The organism is Desertivirga brevis, from assembly GCF_017355835.1.
In genome coordinates this window covers 101,264-122,774 of the sequence record NZ_JAFEWF010000013.1, presented here as the reverse complement: position 1 = coordinate 122,774, position 21,511 = coordinate 101,264, and the positions used below count along the sequence as shown (strand labels likewise).

The 21,511-nt window shown below is 40.7% G+C and carries 15 protein-coding genes; 8 read left to right on the top strand and 7 right to left on the bottom strand.

The annotated features are described in order from the left end of the window. Positions 1–27: 27 nt before the first annotated feature. Positions 28–1,005 carry a hypothetical protein gene (locus J4N25_RS24515; protein ID WP_207424535.1) on the bottom strand — a complete coding sequence of 326 codons (978 nt, stop codon included), beginning with the start codon at positions 1,003–1,005 and terminating at the stop codon, positions 28–30. Between the two features lie 104 nt (positions 1,006–1,109). Here J4N25_RS24515 and J4N25_RS24510 point away from each other — a divergent pair, with 104 nt between their 5' ends. From J4N25_RS24510 to J4N25_RS24495, 4 genes are all read left to right on the top strand, one after another. Continuing rightward, entirely contained in the window at positions 1,110–2,120 is a 1,011-nt protein-coding gene (locus J4N25_RS24510; RefSeq protein ID WP_207424534.1) for a dipeptide epimerase, read from the top strand. A 125-nt stretch (positions 2,121–2,245) separates the two neighbouring features. Continuing rightward, the gene (locus J4N25_RS24505; protein ID WP_207424533.1) at positions 2,246–5,506 is read left to right on the top strand and encodes a UvrD-helicase domain-containing protein; all 3,261 of its coding nucleotides are present in this window, start codon (positions 2,246–2,248) and stop codon (positions 5,504–5,506) included. Positions 5,507–5,548: 42 nt separating this feature from the next. After that, positions 5,549–8,428 carry a PD-(D/E)XK nuclease family protein gene (locus tag J4N25_RS24500; RefSeq protein WP_207424532.1) on the top strand — a complete coding sequence of 960 codons (2,880 nt, stop codon included), beginning with the start codon at positions 5,549–5,551 and terminating at the stop codon, positions 8,426–8,428. Between the two features lie 97 nt (positions 8,429–8,525). Then, positions 8,526–9,512, top strand: coding sequence for a pyruvate dehydrogenase complex E1 component subunit beta (locus J4N25_RS24495; RefSeq protein WP_207424531.1), 987 nt, complete (start codon positions 8,526–8,528; stop codon positions 9,510–9,512). Between the two features lie 54 nt (positions 9,513–9,566). On the opposite strand, the gene J4N25_RS24490 is transcribed toward J4N25_RS24495, so the two are convergent. Further along, positions 9,567–9,995, bottom strand: coding sequence for a hypothetical protein (locus tag J4N25_RS24490; protein ID WP_207424530.1), 429 nt, complete (start codon positions 9,993–9,995; stop codon positions 9,567–9,569). A gap of 342 nt (positions 9,996–10,337) precedes the next feature. Here J4N25_RS24490 and J4N25_RS24485 point away from each other — a divergent pair, with 342 nt between their 5' ends. After that, positions 10,338–10,835, top strand: a complete 498-nt coding sequence (locus J4N25_RS24485; protein WP_207424529.1) for a hypothetical protein — start codon at positions 10,338–10,340, stop codon at positions 10,833–10,835. Between the two features lie 361 nt (positions 10,836–11,196). Here J4N25_RS24485 and J4N25_RS24480 read toward each other — a convergent pair whose 3' ends face one another. The 4 genes from J4N25_RS24480 to J4N25_RS24465 all read right to left on the bottom strand — a co-directional run bounded on the left by J4N25_RS24480 (position 11,197) and on the right by J4N25_RS24465 (position 13,849). After that, on the bottom strand, positions 11,197–11,442 hold the full coding sequence (locus J4N25_RS24480) for a hypothetical protein (RefSeq protein WP_207424528.1): 246 nt from the start codon (positions 11,440–11,442) through the stop codon (positions 11,197–11,199). A gap of 74 nt (positions 11,443–11,516) precedes the next feature. Then, positions 11,517–12,245 carry a ribonuclease III gene (gene rnc, locus J4N25_RS24475; protein WP_207424527.1) on the bottom strand — a complete coding sequence of 243 codons (729 nt, stop codon included), beginning with the start codon at positions 12,243–12,245 and terminating at the stop codon, positions 11,517–11,519. 90 nt (positions 12,246–12,335) lie between these two features. Further along, positions 12,336–13,592: a beta-ketoacyl-ACP synthase II gene (fabF, locus tag J4N25_RS24470; RefSeq protein WP_207424526.1), complete on the bottom strand. Its 1,257-nt coding sequence runs from the start codon at positions 13,590–13,592 to the stop codon at positions 12,336–12,338. Between the two features lie 20 nt (positions 13,593–13,612). Further along, positions 13,613–13,849, bottom strand: coding sequence for an acyl carrier protein (locus J4N25_RS24465; RefSeq protein ID WP_008508386.1), 237 nt, complete (start codon positions 13,847–13,849; stop codon positions 13,613–13,615). Positions 13,850–14,000: 151 nt separating this feature from the next. Here J4N25_RS24465 and J4N25_RS24460 point away from each other — a divergent pair, with 151 nt between their 5' ends. The 3 genes from J4N25_RS24460 (at position 14,001) to J4N25_RS24450 (ending at position 19,651) form a co-directional block, all read left to right on the top strand. Continuing rightward, positions 14,001–14,417: an IPExxxVDY family protein gene (locus tag J4N25_RS24460; RefSeq protein ID WP_207424525.1), complete on the top strand. Its 417-nt coding sequence runs from the start codon at positions 14,001–14,003 to the stop codon at positions 14,415–14,417. A gap of 60 nt (positions 14,418–14,477) precedes the next feature. Further along, positions 14,478–15,908: a pyruvate kinase gene (gene pyk / locus J4N25_RS24455; RefSeq protein WP_207424524.1), complete on the top strand. Its 1,431-nt coding sequence runs from the start codon at positions 14,478–14,480 to the stop codon at positions 15,906–15,908. Positions 15,909–16,348: 440 nt separating this feature from the next. Further along, a complete protein-coding gene (locus tag J4N25_RS24450) occupies positions 16,349–19,651 on the top strand; it encodes a vitamin B12-dependent ribonucleotide reductase (protein WP_207424523.1) in 3,303 nt (1,100 codons plus the stop codon). Between the two features lie 197 nt (positions 19,652–19,848). Here J4N25_RS24450 and J4N25_RS24445 read toward each other — a convergent pair whose 3' ends face one another. Next, positions 19,849–21,510 carry a RagB/SusD family nutrient uptake outer membrane protein gene (locus tag J4N25_RS24445; RefSeq protein ID WP_207424522.1) on the bottom strand — a complete coding sequence of 554 codons (1,662 nt, stop codon included), beginning with the start codon at positions 21,508–21,510 and terminating at the stop codon, positions 19,849–19,851. Position 21,511 lies beyond the last annotated feature (1 nt).

Genomic DNA, 21,511 nt, shown 5'->3' with positions numbered 1-21,511 from the left:
ACAGCTATAGCAGTAAAACATTATGCTTTACTGAACCGGCAATTGAATCTCTTCTGCATTGATAAACTCCCCATTTTCGTTCTCTAAAAAACTCATGGGCTGTTCCGGATTTTTGATGATCTCGAATAAGGAAAAGCCCCATGTTTTCCAAAAGGCCTCCAACACCTGTCCGTATGTTTTTACCTGCCAGTTATCATAAACTGCTCTACTGCTTATACGAAGCGGCATGGATTCAATGTAGATAGCTTCTTCTGTGGGTAAGATGGTATATTCGGGTAAGCGATTGAAGAGGTAAGCGGAATAAAAGAACCGGGCACTCAGCTCTTCCAATTGTATGGGATGAAGAGTTTTGCCTTCAACTTTCTCAAGCACTTCCCGGTGATAATTTAAGCTTTCTCCATTATCCTGTAAACAGGCTATTACTCCAAAATCTTTCATCCGAAGCGAGAATACAAGGGTGTTCATCTCATCCCGGTACCCAAAAGTCTCCGGGCTGTTATTTACAGGAAACACTTTTATACTCCACGGCAGCACTCCTTCGAATTCAACTTCGCGTGTTAATGATTGAAGCATGATATGGAGATTGCCAAACTTATGAGCAATGGACTGAGAAAAATTGAAGTCTTCGCCAATAGCTCTTTGTTGGCGTATGCCTGCCCTAACCTCCCAGTGGATAATTCCATAAACTTGTTTGGTTATCCATTGAAATAATTTCAGTTCAGGCAGAGATCTTACGGTTTCGAACCCTTCGTTGAATGCCTTTTCAATTTCCTCATCCAGATCATGGATTGCGCTTATTGCTGCGGCGGAAACCGGAACTTTTATATCTCCATAGGTAGCGATTCGCTCATCCATCATTTTGAAAGGCTTATCTTCGAGATCGAACTGTTTCAATAACCATTGAGGGAAAACAGTTTGCTGGAGAACTGCAGGAACACCAGTTAAAAAACAGATATCTTCACCAAATGTATAGCGATCAAAAGGGCGGAATATAGCTTTGCTCATCACAACAAAGGTACAAAGCCAGGGTTCATTTAGCTTCAGCAACAAAAACAATTAACACTTGTATGATATGAGTATATTTAGAAATCGGTCGCAAATTCTTTTTCATGAAACTTTCCTTTGAGCCCTTTGAACTGAAATTAAGGTATCCCTTTGGTATCTCCGGATATTCGAGATCATCTACGCCTCTTATTCTTCTTAAAGTAGAGCATGATGGCCAGGTGGGGTATGGTGAAGCTTCAATGGTCCCTTATATGGGTGAAAGTCCCGGAACTGCGACTGCCTTTCTGAACAAAGTCGACCTTCGGAGATTTAAGATACCTATTGATTTTGATGAAGTAGTAGAGTATTTGGATGCTCTTAATCCCGGAAACCCTGCTATAAAGGCTGCCATTGACATCGCCCTTCATGACCTTGAAGGGAAAATACGATGTATCCCCTGTTATTCAATGTTTAATTCTAATCCCGATCGTATGCCCGTAACGACTATTACCATTGGTATAGATACCCCGGAAATGGTTGTGAAAAAGGTAGAGGAAGCAGAGGCGGCGCATGTGTTAAAAGTGAAATTAGGATCAGATGATGATCAGGAATTAGTGAGAACAATTCGCAGCATCTCGAACAAACCTCTTTTTGCCGATGCAAATCAGGGTTGGAAGGATAAGTTTAAAGCACTAGACATGTTGCACTGGTTGAAAGAACAGGGGGTGAGGGTTGTTGAGCAGCCAATGGAGAAAGGCAAACTTGAAGAAAATGCCTGGATAACAGAGCGAAGTCCGCTCCCTATTCTTGCGGATGAATCTTTTCAGCGCCTAGGGGATCTCGAGAGAATTAAGGGTGCTTACCATGGAATCAATGTGAAATTGATGAAAAGTGCCGGAATGCATGAGGCGTTTAAGATGATTAGGCGCGCTCGAGAGCTGGATATGAAAATTTTAATCGGCTGTATGAGTGAGACAAGTATCCCTACCCTGGCCGGGGCCGCTTTAGCTCCTCTCTGTGATTGGGCAGACCTTGACGGGCCCTTTCTTACATCGAATAATCCCTTTAATACGCCCGCTTTCCAGAATGGCCGTTGGATTCTGTCAGATACTCCCGGCCTTGGCCTTGTCATGTAGGACTTGGTCCTCCTCCTATAGGTCTTGCACTTTTCGTTTGTGGAGAAAAAAAGGGAGTCTTGCTATTTTTATTAGTAAATTTGTTTTAATCCGCAATTTAAGAAGGCGAGATTGCTGATAGTTAAATGCAAGTTAAACCTATAAAAATACTTCAGGCTTCTGCCGGTTCTGGAAAAACTTTTAGTCTTACAGCTCACTACCTTACACTGTTATTCTCTTCGGAAACAAAGTATAGAGAGATTCTTGCTGTAACTTTTACCAATAAGGCGACCGAAGAGATGAAGAGTCGGATCCTTGATACATTAAGAGGCCTTGCCACAGGTGATCCGGGTGTAGAAACCTACAGAAGTATTATTCTTAAGGCTCATCCCGATTTGGCGATTGAAGAGCTTAAGCTAAAAGCATACGGCATATATCGTCGTATTCTTCACGATTACAGTCGATTTTCTGTAAATACCATTGATGGTTTTGTTCAAAAGGTTATACGAAGTTTTTCTTTTGAATTAGGTTTGGATGCTGGGTACCGCCTGGAAATGAACCTGGATAAAGTGAAGCGGGAATTGGCAGTGAAGTTGAACGAACAGCTGGAACGAAAGCCAGAGTTGTTGCAATGGATCATAAATTTAGCACTTGAACGGATCAGAGATAATAAAAGTTGGAACTATCGGGAAACTTTACTCGGCCTAGCAGATGAGATATTTAAGGAGCGTTACCAGCCTTTTGAAAATGCTATCCGAAACTTAGAACCTGATGTTTTATTTAAGGATCTGCAGGAGTTAACGAAAACCCTTATTAATTTTTTTGAGAGTGCCGTGACCGACCTTGCAAAAGAAGCAGTACAAATATTTCGCACATCGGGAGTATTGATAGACCAGCTGAAGGGAAAATCAAGATCTCCTCTGAATAATCTTACAAAGATAGCTGATGGAGATTTTGCTAAAATAAGCAGCCTTGAAAAGATGCTTAACGAACCTGAGGAATGGCAAAAAGGAGGAATGGATGGAAATATTAGTCTTCTTTACTCCAGCCTGAATCCTCTGCTGAGCAAGCTCTATCAGTTTTACCATGAGGAATTGCCGAGATATCAGATGGCAAAAGCCCTGGATGCCAACTTATACTATTTACGGCTGATGCAAGAAATGGCTGGCCTGATGAAAGAGTATCGTGAAGAGAACTCATCATTGTTGATTAGCGATGCCCAGAATTTATTGAAGGGAATTACTGCAGAACAAGTTGATAACCCTTCATTTATCTGGGAGAAGGTAGGCAATCGCTTCAGGCATTTCCTTTTTGATGAATTTCAGGACACGAGTTCATTTCAGTGGACTAATTTCCTCCCCTTGCTGAAAAATGCAATTGCAGAAGCAAATGGCAAGCTAACAGACCATTTAATTGTTGGAGACGTTAAGCAATCCATTTATCGTTGGCGTAATGGCGATTGGAGGATTCTGCATAGTCATGCAAAGAGGCATATAGGAGAGCTAAGGGTTGTTGATGATATTTTGAAAGAAAACTATCGTAGTGCCGCTAATATCATAGATTTTAATAATTTCATGTTCAAGCACGCACCACAGCTTCTTCAATCTCACATTAACAATAAGGTTATAGAAGATGGGGGAACCGCGCTGTTTGAAACATGGTGGGTGGCAGAAGGACATAACTCGATTATCCAGAGTGCCTATGAGCAAAGTTATCAGCAGAAGGCTCCCTCAACACCACAGGGAGGTACCATTCAAATAGATTTTTTAGAGGTAAGAGATAACAGGACACGGGCATCAGATAGCAAGGAGCCAGCATTGGCCAAGCTTTCGGAAACTTTATCTGATTGGTTGTTAAGTGACCAACCGCGCTATAAGGCTGGAGAAATATGTGTACTTGTTAGAAGTAATACGGAAGCCAGAAGTGTGGTAGAACACTTGATGGCGCTAAACATCCCTGTGATCTCTGGTGAAGCGCTACTGGTTGCCAATAACTCGGCTGTGAAGCTAATCATCAATACTTTTTATGCTATGATTGCAAAAAAGGATGATAGCACCTTATATAAAGCCAACTGTGTTCATTTATATAACCTTGAAGCTGGCAAGGTTGTACCAACGGAAGTTTGGTTAAAGATCAATAAAACGGAGTTACCGAATTTAAAGGGCTTCCTTCCGTCAATGCTTTGTGATCATTGGCTTTCTTGGCAACAACTTCCACTTTTTGAGCTTGTCGAGAAGCTGATTGAAGCTTACGGTCTTAATCACTCTCAGGTTCATTTACCTTATCTTCTGGCCTTCCGTGATATGGTGAGTAGCTTTGCAAAGCAAGGGGAAAAAGGCATCTCGTCTTTTCTAACCTGGTGGGAAGAAGAAGGAGAACGTAAAGCTCTGCCTTCATCTGAGCAAAGCGATGCGGTACAAGTGATGACTATACATAAGTCTAAAGGTTTGGCATTTGATGTTGTAATGCTACCTTTCTGCTGTTGGAACCTGGATGGGATGACTAACAGTATTTTTTGGGTAGACGCTGGTCATACACCCTATTCTATGTTAAGCAGCGTCCCTGTTCATTATAAGAAGAGTTTAGGACAATCTGCCTTTAGTAAGGCCTACTTTGAGGAACTGCTTTTCAATTACATGGATGCTATAAATATGCTTTATGTTGCTACTACCCGTACACGTAAGCATCTTTATATCACTGCTCCGGGGCAAGTTTCCGGTAAGGACGACCAGTTTAGTTTAATTGGTGACCTTATTTTTCATCCCCTAAAACTACATTCATCAGAACTGGGTGGAGAATTTGATGAGCAGAATTTATTAATTGAAGGACCTGTTGAATCACAGGTTAAAAAGTCGGGAGACAGACATACGGCAATTAATCGTACCGATTGGCATTTTTCATCTTATCCAACCTCCGACAGATTAGAGGAGGCTTTATCAAACGACAAGGTTTTTGAACAACTTGATCTTTTAAGCGGCAATACAGCGCGGAGAAGAGGTCTGATCCTTCACGAAATTTTATCGAGGGTAACAGTAGTAGAGGACCTTCCTGTAATCATAAGAGATATGCAGAAGGAAGGGATTTTTCGGAAAGCTGACGAACCGGAGATCAGAACTTTGGCGGAGAGCGTACTACTCCAACCGGATCTGAAAGCCTTACTTGAAAAGCCCTATCAAAGTCTTAATGAGCAGACAATTATAAGTGGAAAGGGTGCGAGTTATAGGCCAGATAAAGTTTTAGTGGGAGCAAATGAGGTAGTTCTTATCGATTTCAAGTTTACTGAAGAGCCAAAGCCCCAGCACTATAAACAGGTAGAGGCCTATAAAGAGTTGTTATCCGAAATGGGATATACGAATATTAATGCCTATTTGTATTACGGATACTTAAAGGAACTAAAAGAAGTTTAGACAAAGGAGATGCTTATGCCAGTGGAGTAAGCAGTTATGGAAATGAAATCATTTTTACAGGAAGTAGCAGCAGATCTTTTAACTCGTTTTAACGGCGACCTGCAGGACATTGCTATCGTTTTTAATAATAAACGTCCCGGTTTGTTTTTAAAGAAGCACCTGGGAGAGTTATACGGTAAATCCTTATGGAGCCCCGCATTTTTTACTGTAGGAGAGTTTTTTGCCAAATCTTCAAATCTCATCGTCGCGGATCAATTTACGCAATTTTTTGTGCTGCATCGTGAATATAACAGGATACTAAGAGAAGAGGGTAAAGAGGAAATTAGTCCTGATAAGTTCTATTCGATGGCGGAAATTATTTTAGGTGATTTTTCACAAATAGATTACGACCTGGTCAATGCGCAAGAACTATTCTGTGAGTTGGAAGATATTGCTGTTATTCAGCAACAGTTTCCTCACTTCAATCCTGAGCAGTATCAATTCCTGGAGCGGTTTTGGTCGTCGTTTTCAAAGGAGAAGCAACAGAGTTTCCAACAGAAGTTTATTGATCTGTGGAGAAGGATGCCCTCTTTATATAATGCCTTCCACGAGGAGTTGAAGAATGCCGGATATTCTACCATTCCTGCTTTATATAGAAGCCTAGCTGAGAATGAAAGTTCAGAATTCGTAAACCAATTCAGGCAGGTTGTATTCATTGGTTTTAACGCGTTGAATCGTGCTGAAGCTAAGTTGTTCAAGCACTGGCAGGAGATAGAGAAAGCCGTTTTTTACTTTGATGCGGATTCATACTACCTCGACGATCAATTGCAAGAAGCAGGCCTTTTCATCCGGCGAAATCTTGCTGTTACCGGTCTTGTCAATGCCCTTGGCGAATCTCCATCCTTCATTAAGAGAGAAGGAAAGAGGGTTCAGGTAATTCAAGTACATGGACACGCAGCTCAAGCTAAGGCGATAAGTCAGTTTGAGAATATTAAGGAATATCTGGCAGAAGCCAACGATCCTGAAAAAACAGCTATAATTATTGCTGATGAGAGCTTATTGCTTCCGGTCTTGCAAACTATCCCCGCTGATACAGCTAAGGTTAACGTTACAATGGGTTTCCCCTTAGCGCAGTCTACCGTTTTTGGATTGATTGACTTATGGCTAAGTATCCAGGAGCAGGTGCATCGCGAACGAAAAGATTCTATTTATTATAAAGACGTCCTTGCATTCTTGTCGCATCCGCTGACTGGTGTTCAGGAGCGGGAAAAGGAAATTCTTCAAAAAAGGATGTTGGAAAATCAATGGGTAGAAGTGCCATTGACCGAGCTGCATTTCTCTTCATTGTTGGCCCCCAATTTTTTTACTGTTAAGCACGCTGGACTTCAAACTATCGATGCTCTTTATGTTCTGTTAACAGCGGTGTTGGAGCAAAGGCAGAAGCAAGGCCAATTGCAACAGCTTGAGGCAAATTTGTTGATGGCTGTGAGTAAAGAACTCAATCTATTATATGATGGCTTAAGTACCTATCAGGAGAATTTGCCATTAAGCTTCGCACTGTCTCTAATCAGAAAAGCCTTGCAAGGGCTTTCTGTACCCTTAGAGGGAGAGCCCTTGCGCGGTATTCAGGTAATGGGATTACTTGAAAGCCGCTGTCTTGACTTCGAGAACGTTATTATTTTAGGAGTTAACGAGGGAACGCTGCCGAAGCTAAGTACCTCACCATCTTTTATTCCGGATACTATACGCAGGGTTCATGGCCTTCCTGTTCTTGAAAACCAGGATGCTATTGCCGCCTACTTATTTTATCGCTTATTGCAAAGGCCGGGTAACATCAGCCTGGTGTACAACAGTCTTATTGACGAAAGTAACAGTGGCGAGTCAAGCCGGTTTTTACGGCAACTTGAATTTGAGAGCGGTTTTACTTTCGAATACTACCTCCAGAACCAGCCGGTGCAGATCGAATCAGTAAAAGATCTGGTTATAGAGAAAAAAGGCAAGGTTTGGACGGCACTGCAAAAGTTCCTGCAATCAAAGGGTAATTGGGATGATGAGAAAATATCCGCGACAGCACTAACTACCTATCTCAATTGCTCATTGCAGTTCTTCCTCAAATACGTTGCAAAGATTAAAGAACCAGAGGAAATAACGGAAAACCTGGAAGCTAATCAGGTAGGTTCTGTTCTTCATCAGGTTATGGAATGGTACTACGAGGAATTATCCAGGGATAATAGACTTATTACCGCTGAAGATATAAAGAAAAAAAGGCAGGAAGTGCCTAAGTTATGCAAGCAGGCTCTTTCGATGGTTTTGTTCGGCAATAAAACTAAACTTCGAGCACCAAATAGTATGCAGCAGATTATCCTTCGCATTGTGGAGGAATATGTTGATGCTATTCTTAGTCACGATGAAACGGTTGCTCCCTTCTCGATCATAGAACTGGAAAATAAAAAGGACTATAAATTACGTTTCCCTATTTCTATTAGAGAAAAGGAGCACCAGGTTTTGCTTTACGGAATAATTGACCGTGTGGATCAGCGGGATGGTATTATTCGGATTGTCGATTATAAGACAGGAAGTGATGAGGTGAAGTACAACGATTTGGACGCTTTATTTGAACGGGATGGGAACAAGCAGAATAAGGCGATGATACAAACGCTTTTCTATACCTATATCTATGAACAGGTAAAGCAGGTTGAAAGAGTTGAGCCTAATCTCTACATCATACGCAGAATGGGAAATGATGGTACGCTGTTTTTCTCGGGCGGACGAGGTAGCAAGGCCGTTCTGCAAGCGGAGCATCTTGAGGATATTAAATCCGGCTTCTATTCGAGGCTGAAGGGACTGTTGGAGGAGTTGTTCGATGCTGAAATTCCCTTTGCTCAGACCACAAAAGCAGCTAACTGTGGATATTGTGTCTACAAGCAGATGTGCGGACGGTAGATATTATAAGAAATATTACAAATCCTACCTTTCTACTCGTTGGATTTGCAATTATACTCCCTTATATTTGCGTTCCAAAATATTGATTTAACATAAAATGAGAGAAATACAGTTCAGAGAAGCGCTTCGTGAAGCAATGACCGAAGAGATGCGCAAAGACGATAAGATCTTTATCATGGGTGAGGAAGTTGCCGAGTATAACGGAGCTTATAAAGTTACCCAGGGAATGCTTGATGAATTTGGAGCGAAGCGCGTAATTGATACCCCAATTGCTGAACTTGGTTTTGCTGGTATCGCAACCGGCGCTGCAATGAACGGTTTGAAGCCGATAGTCGAGTTCATGACTTTCAACTTCTCACTTGTAGCGATTGACCAGGTGATTAATGGTGCTGCTAAGGTATATTCTATGAGCGGTGGCCAATTCTCAGTGCCAATTGTTTTCCGTGGCCCAACTGGAAACGCTGGTCAATTAGGAGCGCAGCACTCTCAGAACTTCGAAAACTGGTACGCTAACTGTCCAGGATTGAAAGTAGTTGTTCCTTCAACTCCTTATGAAGCTAAAGGTTTGTTAAAATCATCTATCATAGACCCAGATCCTGTGATCTTCATGGAGTCTGAAGTAATGTACGGAGACAAAGGTGAAGTTCCTGAAGAGGAATACTACATTGAAATTGGCAAAGCAAATATCGTAAAAGAAGGTTCTGATGTTACTATCGTGACTTTTGGAAAAATGCTGAGCAGAGTTGTTAATCCTGCGGTTGAAGAATTAACTAAAGAGGGAATTAATGCAGAAGTAATCGACCTGCGTAGTGTACGTCCTATCGATTATGACACTATCATTAATTCTGTTAAGAAAACTAATCGTCTTGTTGTGGTTGAAGAAGCATGGCCTCTTGGTTCAATAGCTACTGAGATTGCTTTCAAAGTTCAGAAAGATGCTTTTGATTATCTTGATGCTCCTGTAGTACGTGTTGTTTCTGCTGATACTCCGCTTCCATATGCTCCTACCTTAATTAAAGAAGCATTGCCTAATGCCGAGCGTGTTGTTAGAGCAGTAAAAAATGTTTTATACGTTCAGAAGTAAGACTTTAAATACCTTGTAAAAAGAAGCCCGGCTGTTTCAGTCGGGCTTCTTTTTTTATGGACGAGGAGTTGTAGTTCCACCTCCAGAACCGCTTGTTCCAGTTCCAGAACCAGTTCCCGTTCCGCCAGTACCTGTGCCTGTTCCAGTTCCTCCGGTACCCGTACCAGTGCCAGTGCCAGTGCCAGTACCTGTACCTGTACCAGTTCCGCCGGTGCCAGTTCCTGTTCCACCAGTACCAGTTCCATCAGTACCTGTGCCGGTTCCAGTTCCAGTTCCTGTTCCTGTACCAGTGCCAGTTCCTGTGCCAGTTCCGGTGGTATCAGTAGTTCCCATACCAGTACCCGTGGTAGTAGTGTCCATTGTTGTTCCACCCATTGAATCAGCCGTGGCAGAATCAGAGCCGGTGTTTCCTTGTTTGCTTGAAGAGCATGAGGCAAGGCCTAATCCCGTAGCAAGCAACACTGTTAACATTTTAGCTTTCATAGTTTCTGTTTTTGTGAGATTTTAACTGTTAACATTATTTTCCAACAATAGATTTAAAAAAGTTGAAAACAGGTACCTTCCTTGTAATCATTATGTTAATCCTTTTCAGTAACCCACTCTAAGCCTTGTTTCTTTCAAAAGTGCCTTATATCGTTCCATTTGAACGGAATAGTGTCTTCTTCTTTTTTAAGAGATTCTCAAATTTCTAATACTTAAATCGTTATTTTTTTAAAGTAATATCAATGTGAGCTTTTTATTATTAAAATTCCATAAAAAGTGAGAAAAGTTTTAGGATATGATATTTTGTTGTCACCTTTGTTATGAAAAATAAAATTTAACAAGATGAAGAATTTATTTTTATCAGCCTTTTTTGTTTTGGCGTTGGTTGTAAACGGATTTGCGGTCGACAAAAACAAAACTGCTAAAAAGGAAACAGGAGCTTCTTATTTCGCTAAAAATAATTTTACCTCAAGGTTTCAGGGTGCTAAAGACGTTGAATGGTCTGAGGTAGATAATTATTATAAGGCGTCGTTTACCTTAAACGGTGAAAAGAAATCGGCTTTCTTTGATGCTCAGGGTGAGTATGTAGCCACTACTCAGTATGTAAAAGCAGACAAAATTCCTGCTGAAAGCTTAGCTAAATTGAAAAAGCTATATAAAGACTATTCAATTGGTGAAGTGCTTCATTTCGAGGTTGACAGCCAGGTGAGCTCATTACCTTATAGCTTCTCTAGCGATAGCGGAAACTCTTATTATTTCGTGAGCCTAAGGAAGTCTGATAGCCAAATTGTGGTTAAGATAAATTCTGGTAATGATATTTCTTACTTCAAGAGCTTATAGATAGAATTGATTCCACAAGAACTTTTTCTAAGTTAACGTTCACATTAGAAGCCGGAATTATCCGGCTTCTTTTTTTATCAAGATTTCTCAGCTACCTTGTCTACACGTATTATTAATTCTTTGATTTTTAATCATACCATTATTAATATACTTAGGCTAGATAGGGATTGTGAAAATTTTATCTGTAAAACAAATAGGTATTTTGTCAGTTTTCTTCATGCCAACTTCATCTTCTGATGATAACTTACATCTAAAATTCCTATATAATGAAACAGCTATCAAAAGTTAACTATTATCTTATTAAAGCCTTTACTATTATTTATGGTCTGAATAATCACGTCCAGAAAAGATAGTATTCTGTTTAATGGTCGTGTGGCTGTTTACCTACTGTATCTTGGCCTACATTAGTTTTAGCACCTCCTGCTTGTACTTCTGCTGTATCTCCCATTCCTTGGTCGATAACTGTATCACCTTCACGCTGCCCGGTATCTGTAGGATTGCCGTAAATTGTAGTTGTATCTGTGGCTTCCTTATTTGAATTTTTAGGTTGACACGCAACAAAGGTTAGTGCTACTGATGCGAATATTAATGCAGATCTTAATCTCATAACTTGCTTTATAATTTAAGCAAGAACAATCAGAAGGATGAATATGATTTGTTTTTTTTAAGAAGGTGGTTGATTTATATACTTAAAGCTTCACATGCTTTTTCAGCAGCGAGTTTTTCAGCGTTCTTCTTATTATAATCTCGGCCGACTCCGTAGGTTTCTCCGTCGATACTGACCTGAATAGTGAAAAGTTTGCTGCTGTCGCCTTCATTATTAGCCACAAGTTCAAAGGTGATATCTTTTCCGTGACGCTGACACCACTCTATCAATTTACTCTTAAAATTGGTTTCTGTATTTTCAAGAGTATGGATATCAACGTGGGGTTTTATTATCCTGTTTAATATGAAGGAGTGTGTAAAATCGTATCCCTTATCAAGGTAAACTGCCCCGATCAACGCTTCAAAAGCGTCGCCTAATAACGAACCTTGCTTATTGGGATAATTAACGATCTTGGTATCAAACTCTATGAGCTCGTTCAAACCTAATCTTTTGGAAAGTTGGTTAAGGTTAGCACGACTAACAATTTTTGACCGCATTTCTGTTAAGAAGCCTTCGCTTTTGTAAGGGTAGCGTTTAAACAGCTCTTCTGCTATAACAGAGCCCAAAACTGCGTCGCCAAGAAATTCTAGTCTTTCATTGCTGTTTTTTGTGCCATTTTTAAGCATAACAGCGGCAGAGCGATGGCGAAAAGCCATTCTGTATAAACTAAGGTTGCCGGGCACGAAGCCCAGCAGATTCCTTAATGTCTTAACGTATTTTCTTTGCGGAGAAAAGTAGAGCTTATATATCTTGCTTAATGGCATGCGTATTTTTTACATAAAAGCGTAAGATACTGTTACATAAAAATAGCCATTTTCAACAATCTATATGCTCGCCTTGAGCAAAAGTTTCTGCTAACCCTCATACTTTCTGAAGATGACAGAGGCATTATGCCCTCCGAAACCGAAGGTATTGCTTTGAGCAGCCCTTACCACACGTTCCTGAGCTTTGTTGAAAGTCAGATTCAACTTCGGATCAATTTCTGGATCGTCAGTAAAGTGATTGATAGTTGGAGGAATAATGTTGTTCTGTACAGCTAGTATGGATGCGATAGATTCAATGGCTCCTGCTGCTCCCAATAAGTGACCTGTCATTGATTTTGTAGAGCTGATGTTTAGTTTGTAAGCATTTTCTCCAAATAAATCAATGATTGCTCTAGACTCACTTATATCGCCAAGCGGAGTTGAGGTACCGTGGACATTGATATAATCTATGTCTGAAGTAGTTAAATTCGCGTCCCTTAGAGCATTAGTCATTACTAGTTTAGCACCCAAGCCCTCAGGATGAGGTGCTGTAATGTGATTAGCATCGGCGCTCATTCCTCCACCAATAATTTCGGCGTAGATTTTCGCGCCCCGAGCTTTTGCATGCTCCAGTTCTTCAAGAATAATGGTTCCCGAACCTTCACCTGCAACAAAGCCATCTCGGTCTTTATCAAACGGCCTCGAGGCTGTTTGAGGATCATCGTTTCGGGTCGAAAGCGCATGCATTGCGTTAAATCCGCCCATGCCCGCTTCGTTGATAATCGCTTCAGATCCTCCGGAGATAATAACATCAGCCATTCCCAGTCTGATATAATTGAAGGAATCTATAAGTGCATTTGTGGATGATGCACACGCAGATACGGTGGAGAAGTTAGGGCCCCTTAAACCGTATTTGATGGAAATATGACCCGGCGCTATATCCAGGATCATTTTAGGAATGAAAAAAGGATTAAAACGAGGAGTACCATCACCTTTAGCAAAATTTGATACTTCATCCAAGAAGGTTTTTAACCCGCCAATTCCAGAACCCCAGATCACACCAATTCGGTTAGTATCAAATTTACTGAAATCAGTAAAACCTGCATCCTTAACTGCTTCGTCTGTGGAGGCGATAGCATAATGTACGAAAGGGTCTACTTTACGTGCTTCTTTTTTATCAAGAAAGTCTTCGGGATTAAAGTTTTTGACTTCGCAGGCAAACTTGGTTTTGAAGTTTGTAGCATCAAATTTTGTAATCGGAGCGGCACCGCTTACCCCATTAATCAAACCGTTCCAGTACTCTGCAACGGTGTTACCAAGTGGAGTAAGCGCACCTAATCCTGTTACTACAACTCTTTTAAGCTCCATTTATATTGTGGATGCGTGGATTATTTTACGTTTTTTTCTAAGTAAGCGATTGCTTGGCCTACTGTGCCGATTGTTTCAGCCTGGTCATCAGGAATAGCAACATTAAACTCTTTTTCGAACTCCATAATTAACTCTACGGTGTCCAGAGAGTCTGCGCCAAGATCATTAGTGAAAGATGCCTCAGGTGTTACTTCACTCTCATCTACACCTAATTTTTCTACGATAATTGCTTTTACTCTTGAAGCGATATCAGACATAGTTTTATTTTTTAAATGGGTTAAATAATTCAGTGCAAAGAAAAATAAATTCTAATAAATATCAAACCTTTTTGTTTTTGCACAAAAATGACCTGAGTCATAATACGAAACACCTTTCTTTATTACCTTTGTTGGGATTGAAAAAGGAGTTTTGAACAGGCTTATATTAAAATACGAACTGGATCTTGATTTTGTTTTGATCGCAGTAACGTCGTCGTTGAAGGATTACACGTTATGCTATAAGATAAATAAACAGTTGAACACTAATTTCCATAGGATAGAAGAGCTTAGCCTCTACTTGAAAAATAGTATTTCTTCTTTTTTTTCACGTTATTTTTATCAAATCCCTAATTCTGATACGGAATTTTACCTTTTAGCCAATAAAGGTTCGGAAACTTATCTGATTCCGGAGATGAAACAGGTAGATTATTTTATTTTAATCAAAAATTTTATAGACCAAGAAGACTTAAATTATATTATTGACGGCTTAAATAAACTTCAGGAAGTGGTAGTGGCAGCAGAAGTTGATCCTGAAAAGTTGAAATCTAAAGAAAATCTGATATTTTAGCCGATAATTTCATAGTGTATTTTGTACACCCAGTCAACCATATATTAAAAGGTTAAAAAAATGAGACAAGTTCATAAAAGGACAAAAATTGTTGCAACGTTAGGCCCGGCATCTTCTCCAAAGGAAACTTTGCTGAGCATGATTAAAGCCGGAGTAGATGTGTGCCGGTTAAATTTTTCGCACGGTAGCCAGGAAGATCACCAAAAAGTGATTGACACTATCCGCGAAATTAACAGGCAATACAAAACCAATGTTGGTATTTTAGCTGACCTTCAGGGTCCAAAAATCCGTATTGGAAAAGTGAAAGAAGGCGGGATCCAACTAGTAAATGGAAGCCGCATTGAAATTACAACTAATGAGCTTATCGGCGACGAGAAGCAAATATATATTACTTATCAAAACTTCCCTAAAGACGTAAGAGCAGGTGAGATCATTCTTCTGGATGACGGAAAACTGCAAATGCGAGTTATCGATAGTAACAACAAGGATACGGTGGTATGTGAAGTAGTTCACGGTGGAGTTTTGACATCCCGTAAAGGTGTTAACCTTCCAAATACTAAGATCTCTATTCCATCTTTAACTGAAGACGACTTAAATAATCTGGAGTTCGTTCTTGAGAATGATGTTGAGTGGATCGGTTTATCCTTTGTTCGTACTGCAGAAGATATCGTTGAATTGAAACGCATCATTAACAGAAGCGGGAAATCAGCAAGGGTTATTGCTAAAATAGAGAAGCCAGAGGCAATTGATAATATTGATGCGATTATAGCCGCTACTGACGGTGTAATGGTGGCTCGTGGAGACCTTGGAGTTGAAATGCCAATGGAACAAGTTCCGGTGCTTCAAAAAATGATTGCTCGCAAATGTCGTGAGGCTTCTAAACCTGTTATCGTAGCTACTCAAATGCTTGAGAGTATGATCACAACTCCTCGCCCAACCCGTGCAGAGGTGAACGACGTTGCTAACTCTGTATTGGATGGTGCTGATGCAGTGATGTTAAGTGGTGAGACTTCTGTAGGTGAATTCCCTCTTATTGTTATCGAAACAATGGCTAAGATTATCACTAATATTGAGGAAACTGCTTACCCTTATCAAACGCCTAAGAAGCTTAATCAAAGCTCTCCTCGTTATATGTCGGATGCTGTTTGTGGATCGGCTGTATATTTGTCTGAGAAGACTAACGCTGTTGGTATCGTTGCTATGACTTCTTCTGGTTACACTGCTTTCGAAGTTTCCAGCCACCGCCCAAAAGCAAGTACTTTTATTTTTACTAATAATAAGAAACTTCTGAATACCTTGAGTCTACTTTGGGGTGTTAGAGGATTCTTCTATGATAAAGCTGAAAGTACAGATCAATCAATAAGCGATGTTAATCGTATCCTTCGTGACGAGCGCCTGATTATGCCGGGTGAAATCGTGATTAATACGGCTGCGATGCCAATTGAGAAAAAAGGTAAAACGAACATGATACGTGTTACAGTAGTTGATTAATAATAACTATAGTAAACTCATTTTTTTAGAAGAAGCCCTGTTGAATAACGGGGCTTTTTATTTTGTATCAGGTTGTCCCCCGTGTTGAAAGGCAGCTTAATAAGCGTAACCTCTCTGTTTTCCCAGTGCATCAACTAGTGTTCTTATTACAAAATACCCTTCGTTTCTGCAATGGAATTTCGTTTAAATAATGTAATAAAAATCAGGCTGTTATGACATAAAAGCGACATGGCATAGGTATAGTTTTTGAAGTTTTCCACATTGTAAAATGTTGTTTTTTAGTCCTTTAACGAATGTTGATAACTTCTACAGGCGGTTTGATGCAAATGGTGTGGAAAACGGAAATTGCGGTATCTGATTTTGGAGAGTAAATTTGGTAAAAAACCCCTTTAGTTTTTTTATACATAAAAACGCATTTAAAACATTAATATTTATAGGACATGGGCAAAAATACTGCAGCAAAAACAGGAAAAGGTGGCGGTTTGAGCATTCCGCGTTACTTTACAAAGGAAGGTGTGAGTGTTTATGATTTATTCACATACGAGAAGAGGTCTTCTGTCATCAGAAACCCCGCCGGGGATGCAGTATTTGAGATGAATGATGTAGAGGTGCCTGCTTCCTGGAGCCAGGTGGCTACTGATATTCTTGCTCAAAAATATTTTCGCAAAGCAGGTGTACCACAGCCGGATGGAACGACTTCGTCAGAAAAAAGCATAAAGCAAGTAGCACATCGTATGGCAGACTGCTGGAAGCAGTGGGGCGAACGTTACGGCTACTTTGCATCAAAAGCTGATGCTGATATATTTTATGATGAATTGGTGTTCACCATTGTCGGTCAGCTCGCTGCTCCAAACTCACCTCAATGGTTCAACACAGGATTACATTCTTCTTACGGTATCGCAGGTAAGCCTCAGGGGCATTACTACGTAGATCCGGAAACTGAGGAGTTGAAAAAGTCTACTTCAGCTTACGAGCGTCCTCAACCACATGCATGTTTTATCCTTTCTGTTGAGGATGACCTAGTTAACGAAGGTGGTATCATGGACCTTTGGGTGCGTGAAGCCCGTATTTTCAAATATGGTTCTGGTGTAGGTACTAACTTCTCTGCAATTCGTGGAGAAAATGAGAAATTATCAGGCGGAGGTTATTCTTCAGGTTTGATGTCATTCCTGAAAATTGGTGATCGCGCAGCTGGTGCTATTAAATCAGGAGGTACCACTCGTCGTGCTGCTAAAATGGTTTGTTTAGACTTGGATCACCCTGAAATCGAAGGTTTTGTTAATTGGAAAGTTGAAGAGGAACGTAAGGTTGCTGCGTTAATAGCTGCAGGCTATTCTTCAGACTACGAAGGTGAAGCATACCGTACTGTTGCCGGTCAGAACTCAAATAACTCTGTTCGTATTCCAAACGCTTTTTTCAGAGCTTTAGAAACAGGAGCAAGCTGGGACCTTGTAGCGCGTACTACAGGAAAAACAATGAAGTCAATCTCTGCGGAGAAATTATGGCAAGATATTGCCTTCGCTGCATGGGCTTGTGCAGATCCGGGTGTACAGTATGATACTACTATCAACGAATGGCATACTTGTCCTGAGGGCGGTCGTATCAACGCATCTAACCCATGTTCTGAGTACATGTTCCTGGACAACACGGCTTGTAACCTGGCTTCAATCAACCTTGCACACTTCTTCAATCCTGATACATTAACTTTCGATGTAAAAGGCTTCGAGCATGCTTGCCGCGTTTGGACTATGGTTCTGGAGATCTCGGTTCTTATGGCTCAGTTCCCGTCTAAAGAAGTTGCTCAATTATCATATGACTATAGAACTTTAGGTTTAGGATATGCTAACCTGGGTTCAATGTTAATGGTTGCAGGTATTCCTTATGATAGCGACAAAGCTCGTGCTATTGGTGGAGCTATTACTGCAATCATGACTGGTACTGCTTACGCTACTTCTGCCGAGATGGCGAGAGAGTTAGGTACTTTCAGACGCTACGAAGACAACAAGCAACATATGCTTCGTGTAATGCGTAATCACCGTTATGCAGCTTATAATGCTACTGATGCATACGAAGGTCTTGAGATAGCGCCTCCGGGAATTGATCAGAAACATTGTCCTGATTATCTGTTGTCTGCTGCATGTAATGCATGGGATAAAGCACTAGAATTAGGAGAGAAATACGGTTACCGTAACGCACAAACCACAGTTATTGCTCCAACCGGAACAATAGGTCTGGTAATGGATTGTGATACAACTGGTATCGAGCCTGATTTCGCTCTTGTTAAATTCAAAAAACTTTCAGGTGGAGGTTACTTTAAGATCATTAATCAGGGAGTTCCTGCTGCATTAAAGAATCAGGGTTATAAAGAGCATGAGATCGAAGCTATCGTAAATTATGCCAAAGGTCATGCTACCTTAAAAGGTGCTCCTCATATTAATTTTGACTCTCTCGCTGCAAAAGGCTTTACTCAGGATGAATTGGAGAAGATCGACAAATCTCTACTCGCAGCCTTCGAGATTGGTTTCGTGTTCAACCAGTGGACGCTTGGCGAGGATTGCCTTAAACGTTTAGGTTTCAAATCTGAGCAGTACAATGCCCCAGACTTCAACCTTCTGCGTTCTATTGGATTTAGCCGCCAGCAAATCACTGAAGCGAACGAATATATTTGCGGTACAATGACTATTGAGGGTGCTCCTTATTTAAAGGCAGAGCACTATCCAATTTTTGACTGTGCTAATAAATGTGGTGCAAAAGGAGTTCGATATATTCATGCTCACGGCCATATCAAGATGATGGCTGCCGCACAACCATTCCTTTCTGGTGCAATTTCTAAAACGATCAACCTTCCAAATGAGGCTACGGTTGAAGAGATCAAAGATTGCTATGAGTTATCATGGAAATTGGCATTGAAAGCTAATGCTCTTTACCGTGACGGTTGTAAGCTTTCTCAGCCTTTATCTACAAAATCGGATACTAAGGAAGATAAACTCGATAGCGTTGAGGAAGTTCTTGGAGAAGCCGCTAATGTAAGATTGAGTGATCTAACCCCTGAGCAGGTATTAGAGGCTGCTCGTGCAATCCTTGAGAAGTCTACTGATACTACGTTCAAGCGTCAGTTATCATCTGTTGTCGAGAAGAAGAGTATGCCTTCAAAACGTCGTGGCTTTACTCAAAAAGCATCGGTAGGCGGTCAAACTGTATACGTAAGAACAGGGGAATACGAAGACGGAACATTAGGAGAGATCTTCGTGGATATGCACAAAGAAGGCGCAACTTTTCGTTCATTAATGAACTGTTTTGCCATCGCCATTTCTGTAGGTCTTCAGTACGGTGTACCATTGGAAGAATTTGTTGACAAATTTACTTTCACTCGTTTCGAGCCTTCTGGTATGGTAAGCGGGCATGAAAATATTAAGAGCGCTACCTCAATTATAGACTATATCTTCCGTATTCTGGGTTATGAGTACCTAAATCGCACTGACTTGGTACATGTGATCACTGAGCAAAAGGCTATTTTAGGAAACCCTCAAATGGCGGATGAAGATGTTAATCATGACCCTCAAGCTCCTCAGGTTGTAGAGTCAACAAAGACAGTATCTGATAAAGTATTGAAACCTGTTCTTGATATTTCTGGTGGAGGGCAGAGTGATGCCCCTGCTTGTACTAACTGTGGACATATCATGGTTCGGTCAGGGACTTGCTATAAATGCTTGAATTGCGGTACTCAAGGCGGATGTTCTTAGAGTAACCTAATTAGAGATCAAAGGCTCAGCAACACAAGCTGGGCCTTTTTTATTTTGAGGCACGATAGCTATAAGCATAGAAGGCGTAACGGATTTTCGTTACGCCTTCTATAAATGGAATTTACAAGTAACAATCCTTTTTGGCTGCTCTTTGTTCCCTTACTAATAGCACATTTGAGAATAAGAAAGCTTTTAGTTTAGTAGCCCGGGTTCTGTGCTACTCCTTCTTCATTAAGTATCAAAGCCTTCGCTGGTATAGGGCGAAGAATTTTCAAACCAGTTGGTCCTTGGAAGGGATTTTCTCCCAAATCGAACCACTTCTTAATATCCCTATTATATAATCGCGTTCTCTCTATTAGCTTTCCGGTTCTTTTCAAATCAAACCACCTATGGTATTCTCCTGCTAGTTCACGAGCTCTTTCATCAAGAATGAAATCAAGAGTTACTTGTGTACTAGAAACCTGCATGCTTTTTCCAGGTTTAGCAGCACGTCTCCTAACTTCATTTATCCTGTCTGTGGCTTTAGCTGGATCCCCCAATTTCAGGTATGCCTCTGCTGCAATCAGATACGTTTCCCCTAATCTTGCAAGGAAGAAGTCTCTGGTGCTACTGGCTGAACCGAAAGCAGATTTGGGATCATCAAACTTTTTGATTGCGGGTGTAGCGTTGTCATTTGCAGTGGTTCTTCCTGCTTGCCATGCATTAGAATAAGGTATTACCGTTGTTTTACCCCTTCGTGCTGGATTAACGGCCCGCCAGGCTGCAATATCAGCTGGGCTGGAAGCCCATTGGGGTGCATAATAGAATCTTACATCCAATGAGTTTCTCTCTGATCTTTTATCATAGTAATCGTAGTATCGGTTGTAGTACTCAATCATGAAAGTTGCATCAAAACGAGCATCATCTTGATTGAAAACATCAAAAAGGTACATAGTTGGTACAAGCCTGTAGGCCCTCTGAGGGTATCCTTGAGTTGCTCCTTGTCCTCCCATATATGGGCCAAACCAGTAATTTTGGGAGTTCCCTCCTGTCTGTGGGTTTACAATAGATGCCGGATCAAATTGAATTGAGAAGAGAACATCAGGATTTTTCTCGTTTCCAGGGAAGAAAATATCTTCAAAAGCAGTATTCAGTTTTTCATTGTTTATAGCTGCATCAGCAAAGGTTGCCGCCTTTTTTGCGTCCTCTAGAGAATCTCCATATGGTTCGTAAGATCTGGTTAAATATACTTTTGCTAAAAAGTGGCGGACTGCTCTTTTTGTAACTCTACCAAAATCAGGTGTTGTTTCTGGAACCAGATTTAAAGCTTCTGTCATTTCGTTAATAATGAAGTTGTAAACCTCACTCGCCGAATTTCTTTTAAAACCCTCTTGGGGTTCCAAAATCCTGTCTGTTACAAGACTCACATCGCCAAAAGTCTGAACCAGTAGAAAGTAATAATAGGCTCTTAAAAATTTAGCTTCTCCTTTTCGTACGGGTGTATTTGTTGTTTGGGTAGTTATATCGTTGAAATAAATTGCAGTATTACAAGTTTGAATAGCAGCATAAACCCTGCGATAGAAATTAAGTACCGTTTCTTCTTCCGGTGTTAAGTTCCGGTACTCACTGATTCCTGGAGGCTGGGCATCTCGTCCTTCAACGAACATGTCTGTTCCTGCGGTATAGATAAATGGGTCACTGTAAACAGAGCGGAGGCTCGAATAGGAAGCATTTATCAATCTTTCATATCCTTCTGCAGTCTTATAAAATTCATCAGATTGAACGTTTGATAGATTTTCCTCCTGTAAAAAATCTTTACAGCCCGTAGTAGTTGTAAGAATTAGAAACAGGCTAGCTATATAGAAATAAAGTCTTTTCATA

Excerpts from the sequence above, each read along its gene's own strand:
- J4N25_RS24495 (WP_207424531.1), top strand. The coding sequence starts at position 8,526 with ATGAGAGAAATACAGTTCAGAGAAGCGCTTCGTGAAGCAATGACCGAA.
- J4N25_RS24505 (WP_207424533.1), top strand. The coding sequence starts at position 2,246 with ATGCAAGTTAAACCTATAAAAATACTTCAGGCTTCTGCCGGTTCTGGA.
- J4N25_RS24445 (WP_207424522.1), bottom strand. The coding sequence starts at position 21,510 with ATGAAAAGACTTTATTTCTATATAGCTAGCCTGTTTCTAATTCTTACA.
- J4N25_RS24480 (WP_207424528.1), bottom strand. The coding sequence starts at position 11,442 with ATGAGATTAAGATCTGCATTAATATTCGCATCAGTAGCACTAACCTTT.
- J4N25_RS24510 (WP_207424534.1), top strand. The coding sequence starts at position 1,110 with ATGAAACTTTCCTTTGAGCCCTTTGAACTGAAATTAAGGTATCCCTTT.
- J4N25_RS24465 (WP_008508386.1), bottom strand. The coding sequence starts at position 13,849 with ATGTCTGATATCGCTTCAAGAGTAAAAGCAATTATCGTAGAAAAATTA.
- J4N25_RS24450 (WP_207424523.1), top strand. The coding sequence starts at position 16,349 with ATGGGCAAAAATACTGCAGCAAAAACAGGAAAAGGTGGCGGTTTGAGC.
- fabF (WP_207424526.1), bottom strand. The coding sequence starts at position 13,592 with ATGGAGCTTAAAAGAGTTGTAGTAACAGGATTAGGTGCGCTTACTCCA.
- rnc (WP_207424527.1), bottom strand. The coding sequence starts at position 12,245 with ATGCCATTAAGCAAGATATATAAGCTCTACTTTTCTCCGCAAAGAAAA.
- J4N25_RS24500 (WP_207424532.1), top strand. The coding sequence starts at position 5,549 with ATGAAATCATTTTTACAGGAAGTAGCAGCAGATCTTTTAACTCGTTTT.
- pyk (WP_207424524.1), top strand. The coding sequence starts at position 14,478 with ATGAGACAAGTTCATAAAAGGACAAAAATTGTTGCAACGTTAGGCCCG.
- J4N25_RS24515 (WP_207424535.1), bottom strand. The coding sequence starts at position 1,005 with ATGAGCAAAGCTATATTCCGCCCTTTTGATCGCTATACATTTGGTGAA.
- J4N25_RS24485 (WP_207424529.1), top strand. The coding sequence starts at position 10,338 with ATGAAGAATTTATTTTTATCAGCCTTTTTTGTTTTGGCGTTGGTTGTA.
- J4N25_RS24490 (WP_207424530.1), bottom strand. The coding sequence starts at position 9,995 with ATGAAAGCTAAAATGTTAACAGTGTTGCTTGCTACGGGATTAGGCCTT.